Origin of the sequence: Blautia glucerasea (assembly GCF_013304385.1) — a bacterium.
Classification (GTDB): domain Bacteria; phylum Bacillota; class Clostridia; order Lachnospirales; family Lachnospiraceae; genus Blautia_A; species Blautia_A ammoniilytica.
Genome location: NZ_JAAITU010000047.1, coordinates 1 through 13,494 on the forward strand (window position 1 = coordinate 1; position 13,494 = coordinate 13,494).

12 protein-coding genes and 3 pseudogenes are annotated in these 13,494 nt (G+C 36.5%); 4 read left to right on the forward strand and 11 right to left on the reverse strand.

Annotation, left to right across the window (positions count from 1 at the left end):
• Both G5B11_RS15250 and tnpA read right to left on the reverse strand, forming a co-directional pair.
• A pseudogene (locus G5B11_RS15250) lies at positions 1 to 241 on the reverse strand (RNA-guided endonuclease InsQ/TnpB family protein); the annotation flags it as partial.
• 54 nt (positions 242 to 295) lie between these two features.
• A pseudogene (gene tnpA, locus G5B11_RS15255) lies at positions 296 to 705 on the reverse strand (IS200/IS605 family transposase).
• Between the two features lie 443 nt (positions 706 to 1,148).
• Here tnpA and G5B11_RS15260 point away from each other — a divergent pair.
• Positions 1,149 to 2,354, forward strand: a pseudogene (locus G5B11_RS15260) (IS110 family transposase).
• Between the two features lie 221 nt (positions 2,355 to 2,575).
• Here G5B11_RS15260 and G5B11_RS15265 read toward each other — a convergent pair.
• The 9 genes from G5B11_RS15265 to dapA all read right to left on the reverse strand — a co-directional run bounded on the left by G5B11_RS15265 (position 2,576) and on the right by dapA (position 10,874).
• A complete protein-coding gene (locus tag G5B11_RS15265) occupies positions 2,576 to 3,502 on the reverse strand; it encodes a dihydrodipicolinate synthase family protein (protein WP_173728949.1) in 927 nt (308 codons plus the stop codon).
• A 10-nt stretch (positions 3,503 to 3,512) separates the two neighbouring features.
• Complete coding sequence (locus G5B11_RS15270) at positions 3,513 to 4,478, reverse strand: phosphoglycerate dehydrogenase (RefSeq protein WP_173728950.1); 966 nt, start codon at positions 4,476 to 4,478, stop codon at positions 3,513 to 3,515.
• The gene (locus G5B11_RS15275) at positions 4,432 to 5,256 is read right to left on the reverse strand and encodes an SDR family NAD(P)-dependent oxidoreductase (protein WP_173728951.1); all 825 of its coding nucleotides are present in this window, start codon (positions 5,254 to 5,256) and stop codon (positions 4,432 to 4,434) included. The genes G5B11_RS15270 and G5B11_RS15275 overlap by 47 nt, the downstream gene beginning before the upstream one ends.
• A gap of 23 nt (positions 5,257 to 5,279) precedes the next feature.
• Positions 5,280 to 5,990: an ABC transporter ATP-binding protein gene (locus G5B11_RS15280; RefSeq protein ID WP_173728952.1), complete on the reverse strand. Its 711-nt coding sequence runs from the start codon at positions 5,988 to 5,990 to the stop codon at positions 5,280 to 5,282.
• Positions 5,990 to 6,793, reverse strand: a complete 804-nt coding sequence (locus G5B11_RS15285) for an ABC transporter ATP-binding protein (RefSeq protein ID WP_173728953.1) — start codon at positions 6,791 to 6,793, stop codon at positions 5,990 to 5,992. Before G5B11_RS15285 ends, G5B11_RS15280 begins: the two co-directional genes overlap by 1 nt.
• A gap of 2 nt (positions 6,794 to 6,795) precedes the next feature.
• Positions 6,796 to 7,770 carry a branched-chain amino acid ABC transporter permease gene (locus G5B11_RS15290; RefSeq protein WP_173728954.1) on the reverse strand — a complete coding sequence of 325 codons (975 nt, stop codon included), beginning with the start codon at positions 7,768 to 7,770 and terminating at the stop codon, positions 6,796 to 6,798.
• Between the two features lie 15 nt (positions 7,771 to 7,785).
• Complete coding sequence (locus G5B11_RS15295; RefSeq protein ID WP_173728955.1) at positions 7,786 to 8,658, reverse strand: branched-chain amino acid ABC transporter permease; 873 nt, start codon at positions 8,656 to 8,658, stop codon at positions 7,786 to 7,788.
• Positions 8,659 to 8,750: 92 nt separating this feature from the next.
• Positions 8,751 to 9,896 (reverse strand): ABC transporter substrate-binding protein, encoded by a 1,146-nt coding sequence (locus G5B11_RS15300; protein ID WP_173728956.1) that lies wholly within the window; start codon positions 9,894 to 9,896, stop codon positions 8,751 to 8,753.
• 48 nt (positions 9,897 to 9,944) lie between these two features.
• A complete protein-coding gene (gene dapA / locus G5B11_RS15305) occupies positions 9,945 to 10,874 on the reverse strand; it encodes a 4-hydroxy-tetrahydrodipicolinate synthase (protein WP_173728957.1) in 930 nt (309 codons plus the stop codon).
• Positions 10,875 to 11,165: 291 nt separating this feature from the next.
• On the opposite strand from dapA, the gene G5B11_RS15310 reads away from it, so the two are divergent.
• The 3 genes from G5B11_RS15310 to G5B11_RS15320 all read left to right on the forward strand — a co-directional run bounded on the left by G5B11_RS15310 (position 11,166) and on the right by G5B11_RS15320 (position 13,426).
• Entirely contained in the window at positions 11,166 to 11,522 is a 357-nt protein-coding gene (locus G5B11_RS15310; protein ID WP_173728958.1) for a CidA/LrgA family protein, read from the forward strand.
• 17 nt (positions 11,523 to 11,539) lie between these two features.
• On the forward strand, positions 11,540 to 12,232 hold the full coding sequence (locus G5B11_RS15315) for an LrgB family protein (RefSeq protein WP_173728959.1): 693 nt from the start codon (positions 11,540 to 11,542) through the stop codon (positions 12,230 to 12,232).
• A gap of 93 nt (positions 12,233 to 12,325) precedes the next feature.
• On the forward strand, positions 12,326 to 13,426 hold the full coding sequence (locus G5B11_RS15320) for an iron-containing alcohol dehydrogenase family protein (protein WP_173728960.1): 1,101 nt from the start codon (positions 12,326 to 12,328) through the stop codon (positions 13,424 to 13,426).
• Positions 13,427 to 13,494: the final 68 nt, after the last annotated feature.

Sequence of the window (13,494 nt, forward strand, 5' to 3'; positions counted from 1 at the left end):
TATCCAGCTGCTTGCAGGTCTCCTGCGCTGTCTGTGACGGAAGCTGTCTGTACCACAGGTCTCCTTTATGTGCTTTTTTCTGATAATACCAGTCCGGATACTTTCCCAGTCCCAGTTCTTTGTAATAATGACGTTCGTAGTTGCAGACATTCCAGAGTTTGGAAGCCGCATAACACATATGCCCTATGATATTGGAATATTCCGACCGGATTTTTACAGATGTTTTCTGTGACAGCAGCATTCCTCTTCCCCCTTTGAACAGCTATACAGATAGAGATTTACACTCCACCTTGATTTAATACGCTTTGCTCTGGTGTTCAATATAGCAGCGGATATTTTCCTCAGATACAGATCCGATTGTTTCCACATAATAGGAATGGTTCCACAGCTCTCCATTCCATAGCTGGTTTTTTATTTCTGGAAAACGTTCGAATAATTTTCTTCCGGTGATCCCCTTCAGATACTTGACGATCGCTGTTATGGACAGTTTTGGTGGAGCTGATACAAAAAGTGGACATGATCACCTTCACCACATTCAAACAAATGAACGGTAACGCCCTTGTCCTCGGCAATCTGCTGCACCAGTTCCTGAAGGTATTCCTCAATTTCCGGGTTTAATATCTTTCGCCGGTATTTCACCGACCACACCATATGGTAGTTGATATTACACACACAAGTTCTGTAATGTATTAGTTTTTCTTTCATACATATAGTATATCATATTGAATTGTAACACGCAATAATTATTCGAACGTATTTTCGCTCTTATTATATGCTGGTTACGGCATTAATATCAAAGGATGAGGAGTATTATTCTATTTGCATTGTGCAGATATGCACACTCTCGCGCTTTCATCTACTACAATATATTTATGGTTAATATCCCTTACAGCCAGTAAGGAATTATCCATCTTGTTGCTTAAGCTGTTAAAATGTATGGAGCAATCGGTATATCGTCTTATTCATCTTGGACTTCGCGTCCGTTGCCGAGACTGATAACCAGCTCCTCATTTGCAGCGTTCGTTTTATGCAGGTTGAACTGCCTTCGGTACGTTCGTGTCACACCACAGTAGATGGAATAGGCAATGAGTAAAACTGGTCTTTATCCATTGCATAATCTGATTTTAAGGAGTGACAAATTTATGAATATGAATGCAGTAGGTATTGATGTTTCCAAAGGAAAAAGCATGGTTGCTATCCTTCGTCCTTATGGTGAGATCATTTCAAAACCATTTGAAGTCAAACACACAGTCAGTGGGATTCGCTCTCTCATTGAACAGATCCAATCCATTGATGGCGAATCTCGTATTGTCATGGAACACACCGGTCGTTATTACGAACCTCTTGTCCGTGAACTTTCGAAAGCTGACCTTTTTGTATCTGCCATAAATCCCAAACTCATCAAAGATTTTGGAGACAACTCTCTCCGCAAAGTAAAGTCCGATAAAGCGGATGCAGTAAAAATTGCACGCTATACTCTTGACAGTTGAACGGAACTCAGACAGTATAGTCTCATGGATGAAATTCGTAATCAACTGAAAACCATGAACCGCCAGTTTGATTTTTACATGAAACACAAAACCGCTATGAAAAATAATCTAATCAGCATCCTTGACCAAACTTATCCGGGAGCTAACACTTATTTTGACAGCCCTGCCCGTGAGGATGGAAGTCAAAAATGGGTTGACTTTTCAGCCACCTACTGGCATGTGGATTGTGTTCGTAAACTCTCTCTAAACGCCTTTATCGACCACTATCAAAAGTGGTGTAAACGCAGGAAGTACAACTTCAGCCGTTCAAAAGCTGTTGAAATCTATGAAGCATCTAAGGAGCTTGTTTCTATACTTCCAAAAGACGATCTGACAAAGTTAATCGTCAAACAGGCTGTAGAACAATTAAATACGGCTTCACAGACTGTGGAACAGCTTCGTACCATGATGAATGAGGCTGCTTCTAAACTGCCGGAATACCCTGTTGTCATGGCTATGAAAGGTGTAGGTAAATCGCTTGGTCCACAGCTTATGGCAGAGATTGGTGATGTCTCCCGATTTACCCACAAAGGAGCCATTACAGCCTTTGCAGGCGTTGATCCCGGCGTAAATGAATCCGGTTCATATGAGCAGAAAAGCGTTCCTGCTTCCAAGCGCGGTTCCAGTACTCTTCGTAAGACTCTGTTTCAAGTCATGGATGTTCTCATCAAAACAAAGCCACAGGATGATCCTGTCTACTTGTTTATGGATAAGAAACGAGCACAAGGAAAGCCTTATTACGTCTACATGACAGCCGGTGCGAATAAGTTTCTTCGCATCTACTATGGTCGAGTGAAAGAATATCTGTCTTCACTCCCAGAATAAATATCTCGTCAATACCTTTATTTTAGACCAGCGAATATCGGTGGTCTTATTTTAATGTTCAAAATCTTGCAAAAATTTTTGCCTGAAATCATCAATTTGCTATTGACTTTTTATTTGCAGGCTCGGTAATTGAATTGACGAGGATTCCCGCTTTTTGTCCTAAACTACAAAAAGGCACTCCACCCGGAAGTCTCCCCTGATGCAAGTGCCTTTTTTATCTTTTATATCAACTTAAGACGTTTTTTCCAAATCCCAGACAAATAGTTTAATTGCCGTACTTCTCCTTCTAAAGTAGGTGACATACCATTACTATTAATTTTCCGTGTCATCAAATCAATACTAAGTCCCATTTCCTGCAACGCGTATTTAGCATTTCGAGGATAATTTTTCATTTCTATGTAAGAACACATAGTTAGTACGGCAGAAAGTTCCTCCACTGTGTTTTTTTGATCCTGATAATGCCTTAACATCCATTCATACAAAGCCGGGTGAAAATTTGCCATAACTCCGCTATACCCTGATGCTCCATATCTCACACTCTCTAATAAAGTTGCTGTATTGGCATTAAATAATTTCATTCTGGAATTTTTCATAATATCCAGTCTTCTTTTGATTCGTTCTATATCGCAACAAGTATCCTTTATAAAGTAAAACTTTTCAGAAGCCACACACCAGGAGATGATTTCATCAGACAAAACCCTTTTATACGGATACGGGCATTCATAAATTCCCAATGGAACGTCATACTCCAATGACTCAGTCAACTTTTTCAATCTTTCCAAAAGCAACTTATCGTCTTCATCTTCCTTTGCCAACAAAGACGAAATAAATATAATCGCATCTACACCCGTTTTGGCAATCGCATTTAACTCTTTCACCTGCTCTTCGATTGAATATGAAACATGTCCAGAAGCTATTACCGGCACATTTGCCTTTTTCTTAACAAATGTTGCAATATTAATTCTTTCATCTAAACTCAACTGAAACATTTCACTGGACTGGCACACTGCAAAAATCCCAGCAACGCCTTCATTTTCATACCACTTAATTAAACGCTCCAAACCTGTGTAATCCACATTTCCATCAGCGTCAAATGTAGTCAGCATTACCGGCCAGACTCCATTAGGAAATTCTGTTTTATTGTTCATATCCATCTCCTTATACTAAGCGATTTACGGGTTCTTTTCCTTCTAATATATCCAACAAAGCTTTTGCTGTTATAATAGAGGTTCTATCATAATTTTCATATGTTTCAGCTGATGTATGCGGTGTTGCAATATATTGATCATATTGAAACGCTGGAAGGTCTGGTTTAATTGGCTCATATTCAAACACATCCGTTGCCCACAATGAAATAATTCCTGAATTTAATGCCGCCAATGCGGCCTCTTCATCTATAATAGTTCCTCTTGCAGTATTTATCAGAATTACTCCTGGTTTTACTTTTCTTAACGTATCTTCATTCAATAAATGCCTGTTTTCATTCGATGCTGGTACATGAATAGATAGAATGTCACTTTTGCTTAATAATTCTTCAAATGAACAAAATTCAACATGTAACTTTTTTGCAGTTTCTTTATCTGGAAATTTATCATATGCAAGAATCCTAGTATGAAATCCCTGAAGTTTTTCTGCTACACTTTTTGCAATTGCACCAAATCCCAATAATCCAATAGTTTGATTACAAAGTTCATGATTCATAACTCGCGTCCAACTACCTGTACGTATTTCTTTATTTAACAAAGGAATACTCCTGGTTGCCGACAAAATAAGCCCTACCGTTTGCTCAGCTACCGCATTTGTATTAATTCCCGGACAATTACAAACCTTAATTCCATATTTTTTGGCATCTGATAAATTAATATTATCTACGCCAACCCCGAATCTAGCCATCCCTTTCAAGTGAGGTGCAAGTTCAAAAATATGTTCATTCCATTCATCCACACCTACCACTACGCCATCTATATCTCCTACCACACGAGATAATTCGTTAAAAGTCATTGGCCGTCCATATGGATTTTCTACAATTTCACAATTAGCATTTTGCAATATTTTTTTTCCACTCTGACAATACTTATCATAATTGGTTGCCGTTACTAATATTTTTTTCTTTTTCTCGCTCATTTTTTATTCTCCATGGCCAATCTGTATTTTGCGTAGCATATTTTCCACCGGTAATCTCTACGTCGAATCCAGACATATATCCTGCTGCATCTGATGATAAAAATACAATCGGTTTTGCCAAATCCTCAGCTTCTCCCAATCTTTTCATTGAGATATTGCTTATTAACTTATCCTTGTTTTCTGCTATATTCTTTTTACTTATCTCTGTATTAATCATTCCTGGCACAATGCCTATTACCCGAATATTGTAAGGAGCCAGTTCTGAAGCAAATGATTTTGTCAGGCTTGATACCCCAGCTTTCGTGGCTGCATAAATAGGGCCACCAGCAATCGGGATTTTAGAGGCATAGCTTGATATATTGATTATTACACCAGACTCTTTTTCCATCATATATCGTGCACATATTCTTGTACAATTCCACACAGCTTCCAAATTTGTTTCGACAATATTATCCCATTCTTCTTTAGTAAATTCCCAAAAAGGTTTATCCAATGCAACACCTGCATTATTCACCCATATGTCAATTTTTCCAAATTTATGTATAATATTCTCCGCAAATCTTTGGACTGCCTTGCAGTCTCTAATATTCAGAGCTTCTCCATATACCTGATATCCAAGATTACTCATTTCAGTATAAAATTTTTCTATTTTTTCGTTTCTCCTGCCGCAAACAGCCACAATTGCTCCCTCTTTTAAAAATTCTATAGATGTGGCTCGTCCAATTCCAGCTGCTCCGCCGGTTATTACAACAACCTTTCCTTTTAAATTGAGTTCCATATTCACCCTCCAATCATAATACATTACCCACCTAAATATGCTTTTTTAATATCTGGACTATTCAATAATTCCGGACTTGCACCATGAGTCACAATGTGCCCAACTTCTAATACATAGGTACGTTTTGAAATAGACATAGCCATAAATGCATTCTGTTCAGCTATTACAATAGGTGTCTTTCTGGACTCGTTGATTTTAATAATTGCCCGGAACATCTCATCGACAATTACAGGTGCCAGCCCCAACGATGGCTCGTCAAACATAAGCAATTTGGGATCACTCATCATGCCTCTTCCAATTGCCAGCATTTGCTGTTCTCCTCCACTCATTGTTCCTGCTGCCTGCTTAGAACGCTCCTTTAATCTAGGAAACAAATCATATACTTCTGCTATATGATCATCCATTTCACCTTTTGTATATTTTTTGCTAAAAGCTCCCATTTCCAAATTTTCATATACTGTCATTTGAGGAAAAACTTCACGACCTTCTGGCACATATACAATTCCATCATAAACAGTTTTATGTGCATGTTGATTACTGATTTCTTTTCCATTGTATTCAATATTTCCACTCTGCACTTTATTAATTCCCACAATAGTTTTCATTAAAGTAGTTTTTCCAGCGCCATTAGCTCCAATTAACGACACAATTTCATTGTCGCCAACTTCAAATGAAACATTAAATAATGCTTCTACTTTACCGTAATATACATTTATATTATTAACTTGAAGCATTACAATACCTCCTTCTTTACGGCCATAATAGGTTTATATTTATCACCCAGATAAGCTTTAATAACCTCATCATTATTTTGAATATCGTAAGGGCTTCCCTCTGCGATTTTGGCTCCAAAATTTAATACTGTAATGTCTGTACAAATGTTCATAACAACATCCATATTGTGTTCTATCAAGAAAATATCAATTCCAGTATCAAAAGTTTTTAATATAATATCCACAAATGCCTTTCGTTCTGTTGGATTCAATCCAGCGGCAGGCTCATCCAAAATCAAGAGTTCCGGTTTCATCATTAATGCCCGTCCAAATTCTGTCATTTTCTGTTTTCCATATGGCAGATTTTTAACATTTGTATCCCTTAAATCTTTTAACCCAATATATTCCAGAACTTCCTCGGCTCTTTCTAGCAACTGTGCTTCTTCTTGTTTTGCTTTAACCGGATTTATTAAAAAATTTAAAATCCCCATTTTAGTCATTTGATGTCCACCTACCATCAAATTTTCAAGCACTGAAAGAGATGTAAACAATTTTAAGTTCTGAAATGTCCTGCTTATTCCCAGTCTGGCAATCTGATATGGCTGCATATGAGTGGTACAGGTTCCTTTATAGTAAATCTCACCTTCCGTTGGAGGGAACGCTCCGGTAATCTGATTTACTGTTGTCGTTTTGCCAGAACCATTAGGTCCAATTAAAGCATGTATGGTTCTTTTTTTCATAAGAAGAGACAAATCATTTACTGCCACCAATCCTGAAAATCGTTTCGTAATATGATCTACTTTTAATATTGTCTCATTATTCATCTTTATTCCTCCCCTTTAAAGGATTTTTCAGTCCGCCCAAATCTTTTCAATAACTTATTGCCTGTAAATAACGAAACAATTCCATTTGGTAAAAAGATTGCAAACAACAATGCAATAGTACTAAATACCAGCCAATAATAATTTTCCATAAATCTCAGAACTTCTGGCAATATGGTAATCACAATTGCGCCAAGTACGCTTCCTCCTACAGTACCAATTCCACCAATCATCATCATTGCCAAATAATTTGCTGACAAATCCTGAGTAAATGTTGTTGGGTTAATGTAGCCCATCATATGAGCATACATAGCACCACCAAAGCATCCTAAAACTGTAGCCAGTGTAAATGCCAGAATTTTCATCTTTGCAATATCCACTCCACTGGCATCTACAGCTTCTACATTATCTTTTATCGCTTTAAAAACGCGTCCCCATTTTGAATGAATAATACGATACGAAGCAATAGTTACTAAAATTGCAATAACTAAATAAAAATAATAGATTTTAAACGAAGTATCCAGTTTATTTCCAAATAAGTTAATCCAAGGAATATTTTGTACTCCCATGGTACCGCCGGTAAGGTCTACCCAGTTCGTCAGTACTAAACGGGTAATTTCGCTAAATCCAATAGTTGTAAGAGAAAGATATACTCCTTTTAATCGTAAACTTGGATATCCTAAGCCTTTTCCAACAATCAGTCCCATAAGTATTGCAACAATAAATCCTACGATAATTGGAAAGTTAAACTTTGTACTGCAAAGTGCAGCAGAATATGCACCCATCGCCATTATACCAGCAGTTCCCATATTCATTTGACCTGTTAATCCTGTTATAAAATTCAATCCTGTTACCACCACAATATTAACCAGTGTCTGGCATAACACGATATGATGGTATGTATTTTTATCTACAATCGGAACAACAACTAATATTACAAGAAGCAATAGTATTCCTGCACCTTTTAATGATTTTCTCATTTTGCTTTCCCCTCCCTATTTTTTATGTCCTAACAATCCTGAAGGCTTGATCAGAAGGATTGCAATTAATAACACAAACGCTATACAATCTTTATATAAAGTAGGAATTACCAAAGTACTAAGATTTTCAAGAATTCCAATTGCAATTCCTCCAACAATTGCACCAGGCAGATAACCAAATCCACCAACTACACCAGCTGCAAAACCTTTTAAACCGATCATATTGGCAATTGTAAGATCTACTGTAAAAAGAGGAATAACCATAATTCCGATAGCTGCACAAATCACCGCACTCAGTGCAATAGTAAAATTAATATTTTTCGCTACATTAATTCCCATTAAAGTAGCTGCCGTTTTATTCTGCTGAACACATCTCATTGCCTTTCCTGTTTTAGTTTTATTAAAAAAAATCTGTAATAAAACTACAATAATTGCAGATACAATAATAACAGTTATATTAGCCTTTGTTATCACAACATTTCCAATTCTTACAACGCCTTTTAAAAATCCTGGTACTGTAAAAGGTGTAGCACCCCATATCAATCTGGTTATTTCTGTTAAAATTCTTCCTAAGAAAACAGTTCCAATAACAGCAAATAACGGAGAGGCCATATTCCTCAGAGGATTAAAAATACCTGTTGCAACCAAAACGCCAAAAATAAACATAGTTGCCAAAGTAGCAATAATACCGATTGCAGGGCTTACCCCCATATTCAAGAGAAACTGTGCGGCAAAAATGTATGCTCCAAACATAATAAATTTATCATGACTAAAGTTTAATAATCCTGTAGAATTAAAAATCAATGTATATTCAATAGCTACCAATGCATAGATAAATCCCAACGCAAGTCCACTTACAATTAATTGTAGTATAATCTGCCCTGTCATACTTTCACTCCTTTTATTTAATTTTTAAAAAGGATGCCAGATTAAATTACACTATAATCTCGCATCCTCTCCTATTTTCATTACTTATGTTATTATTCTACGGTCACATAATCAATCATTGTAGGAACTTTGTCTTTGATTTCAGCAACAACACAACCATGTACCATGTCGCCACTCTCATCACAAGTGTACAGTCCCTCTGGAAGCTTCAATTCTGAAGTTTTAGTAAGAGCTTCCCTTATTGCCTCTGGATCTGTAGAACCAGCTCTTTCAATAGCATCTGCCAAAACATAAGTAGCACTATAATATGAAGAAGCATAAAGTTCAGGGTTGTAACCATATTTATCATTAAAATTATCCACAAACCCCTTTACAACTTCATCATCATTTGTGGAAACAAAATCAGTCACAGCATACCAGCCTTCAACATATTCTGGTTCAAGTAAATTCAATACCTGATCCATTACAATTCCTGCTGAAGCAATCACTGGTACATCCATTCCTAATTCATATAACTGTCTGGCTGTCAGAACTACTTCCGCATCATCGGTCCATGAAATAATACAATCTACATTTTCACTCATCAACTGCATAATTTGACCAGTTAAATCTTTATCCCCTGCATTATGTCCCACTGCGACATAGTCAATTCCAGCTTCTTCCAGTGCTTCAATGACTACATCTCTGCCTCCGGTACCAAAGTCATTGTTATTATAAGAAATACCAATTTTTTTAGCTTCCAGTGTTTCAACTGCATATTTTGCTGCAACCTGTCCATTTATTGTATCAGAAGGACGAATTCTAAAGAAGTAAGGATTGTCCATCTCTGCAAGCTTCGGACTAGAACCACCTGTCAAGAAAGGAATCTGAGCATTTTTATACAATTCACTAGTTGCTGCTGCGTTTCCAGATGTGTGAGGTCCAATCACAGCGCACACATCTTCATTTAAAATCTTTGTAACCACGTTTACGGCTGTTGTCTGAGTATTTTGATCATCTTCTACTGTATAAACCAGTTTTTTCCCCAGTACTCCGCCATTTGCATTAATCTCTTCCAGTGCAAGATCCACTCCTTCTTTTGTTCTCTGACCTGCAAGTGGAAAATTGCCTGTAATGGCACAGCTTAATCCAATTTTAATTTCACCATCTAATTCATCAGCATATACGCCTGTTGCCATTGCTCCGCTAAGCATCATTGTTAAAGATAAGATTACAGCAACTATCCGTTTCTTCTTCATATAGAAACTCCTTTCTTTCGAAGTATATTTTAATAGTATTATTTATTCTCAAAATTTAATTCCGATAGACTTCATCACATCTACAAGTACTTCCTTTTCCTGTTCTGTGATAGGTGCAAGAGGACTTCTTGCCGGACCAATCTTTATTCCTGTTACCATCTCAATAGCCGGACGCATGATCGAATTTGGTAGAATTCGGCCATTCTGACCGCAAGATTTACAAAAACGATATAACGGAACAAACATTTCCTTCGCCTTGTCATTTTCACCTCTTGCAAACGCATCCATAATTTCCCTTATTTCGTGACCAAAAATATGTGCTCCTCCACTGACAATTCCCATTGCTCCCTGCACAATAGTTGGAAGCAACATGATATCATCACCGTTAAAGATTACAAATTCCGGATTAATATCTTCGGTTGCTAAGAAGAAATCTGTAACCTGAGTTGGATTAATACCAGCCTCATCTTTAATTCCAATAATGTTAGGAATCTTCGACAGTTCTCTAACTGTTGGAGCATCCACATTAACTCCAACAAAAATAGGAATGTTATAGAGTAAAATGTTAATTTTAACACTCTCTGCAACTTTCTTATAATGATTATAAATTCCCTCCTGCGTCGGTTTATTATAGAAAGGTGCAACTACCATACATAAATCAATACCTAATTCTTCAGCCTTCTGTGTCAATGCAATAGTTTCTTTTGTTGATGCACAGCCAGTACCAGCAATAACTGGTTTTCTTCCTGCAGAGATTTTTAATGCAGTTTCCATTAATTTTACTCGTTCATCAAAAGTTAATAAAGATGCTTCTCCTGTAGTTCCAGTAACGATCAGTGAGTCGCAAAGATCATTCTTAATCAAATATTCAATAATTTCGCCATATGCCTCGTAGTTAACTTCCTCGTTTTCAAAATAAGGAGTTACTAAAGGACATAAAATTCTACCATACTTTTCTGTAAATTCTGCTCTTTTCATTTTACCTTCTCCTTTTCACATTCAAATTAATATACAACCCCACATACACCTTTGTGCGTTCCATCTGGTTGTCTGACGTCATGACTTCATGATATATGCTTTGGTTGCTATTGTCAATATATTCTTTTATTCAAATTAATTTTTGTGCATTCCGCACATATACATATTGCCAGTTTTATGATTTTTTACGTTTTTCGATTATTTAATGGTTTTGTGTTGACATGTTGTCTGATGTCATGCAATAATATTTTCATATCACTACAAATAATAAAACCAGTAAGGAGAGCATCTATGAATTGTCTATTTCAATTTCTAATAATTTGTCTGTACTGCTTTTTAGGTGATTTGTTACATTTATTACTTCCTTTTCCCATTCCAGGAAGTATTTATGGAATGATTTTATTACTACTATCACTTATTTTGGGACTTGTGAGACTTGAAAAAATAAATACAATAGCAGGCTTTCTTTCAAAAATCATGCCAGTATTTTTTGTAATGCCATGTGTAAGTATATTAACCATAGATCTGTCTACCCTTACACTTTTACCACATATCCTTTTTATCACATTAACCAGTACAGTTCTTGTTATGGGTACTACTGGAATCGTGGCAGAAAAAATAATAAGAAGAAAAAACAACGAGAAATAAAAAAGGAGCTAAAGGATATGAATCTATTACTCTCAGGTTCTAATTATTGGGGTGTAGTTGCAACATTGTTTTCTTACTGGATTGCACTTAAAATCAGTCAAAAATGGAAACACACTTTATGCAATCCCCTTTTAATCTCTTCATGTATTATGATTTTTTTATTATTCTTTTTTAAAGTAGATTACAGGACATATGAAAGCAGCAATAAATATCTAAACTATTTATTAACGCCTGCAACGGTTTGTCTTGCCATACCAATGTACAACCAATTAACTATTCTCAAAAAGCATCTGGCAGCTATATTTATTAGTATTCTCTCCGGATGTCTCACTTGTAGCTGCTATATATTTATACTTTGCAAATTATTTCGATTACCCGAAACACTATTTGCTGCACTTATTCCGAAATCTGTTACAACAGCAATTGCCCTAGGCATATCAGCTGAACTGAATGGAAATACATCCATTACTGCAGTTATGGTGGTGATCACTGGTTTATTTGGTGCAATTATCGCTCAGGGCTTACTGAAGTTCCTACGAATTTTCAATCCTATTGCGCAAGGATTAGCTATAGGAAACAGTTCTCACGTTGTTGGTACATCAAAGGCACTGGAGATGGGCGAATTACAGGGTGCTATAAGTAGTCTTTCTATTGCAGTTGCAGGAATATTGACTGTGGTACTTTCGCCTTGCATTATGCGATTATACTAATACAGTGATTGCAGCACAATATACGAGTCCTCAACTATTTAATTTACGATAACGCTTTAGATTTTTATATAACAATACTCAGGAGGTAATCTTATGAACACAAAACTTGACGTAGCATTTAAATTTGGTGCCGGACGGTATATTCAATTACCGGATGCATTGAAAATGGCTGGCGAAGAAATATCCCGTTTCGGCCGCAAAGCTTTTATTATTGGCGGACCTACTGCCATTAGCATTGTTCAAGAAGTTTTAACTGCTTCGTTAACCCAATCACATGTTTCTTACGAAATTAAAGTCTATCCGGGTTATACTACACATGAGGCAGTCAATACCTTTGCCCAATACTGCTCTGACAACCAATTTGATGTGGTAGTTGGTGCCGGTGGTGGAAAAATTATGGATCTTGCAAAATGTATTGCTCATGTTGCTAATTTACCAGTAGTAAATATTCCCACTCAAGCCGCAACATGCGCTGCTTATACTCCTATGAGTGTCATGTACACAGACGAAGGGGCAGCTTATGGAACTGTTGGCGGTAATTTTTATCATGATTACGAGGTATCTGCAATTATTGTAGATGAAAATATTATGATTTATCAGCCCCCTCGTTATGCTGCATCTGGCATTTTAGACGCTATGGCTAAATTTATAGAAGTACAGCATGGGCACTCAGAAATGCACTATAATGATTTCAATATAGAATTATACACCGCATACACACTGGCAAAATATACTTATGAAATTTTAGACCGCACATGTTTAAAGGTTTATGATGATATAAAAAATCACCAGCTTACAAAAGAAGTTCACGATTTCTTATTTATTAATTTTGCCATTACAAGCATGATCAGTGGGATATCTAAAGCATTTGGACAGACTGCACTCGCCCATGAAATGTACTATTGTGCACGTATGTATTTCACAAAAGAATCTCTTGCATACCTGCATGGCGAAATAGTTGGAACTTCCCTGATTCTCCAGCTTGCATACAATCATACTCCGGAAAAAATACCGGCATTTAAAGATTTTATGGAAAAAATGGGAATGCCAGTTACACTTTCTGAACTTGGAATTCCAGAAACTAAAGACAATATTAAGAAGATATATGATTATTTACTAACAACACCTTTTATTGTTGATACTCCTGAAAACAGACAAACATTAATGGATTCGATTAAAGCAATTTGTAAATAATTTGCTAAGGCTTTCCATGCCGATACGGTGTGGAAAGTTTTAACAATTTATATTTCTTTATTTATCAA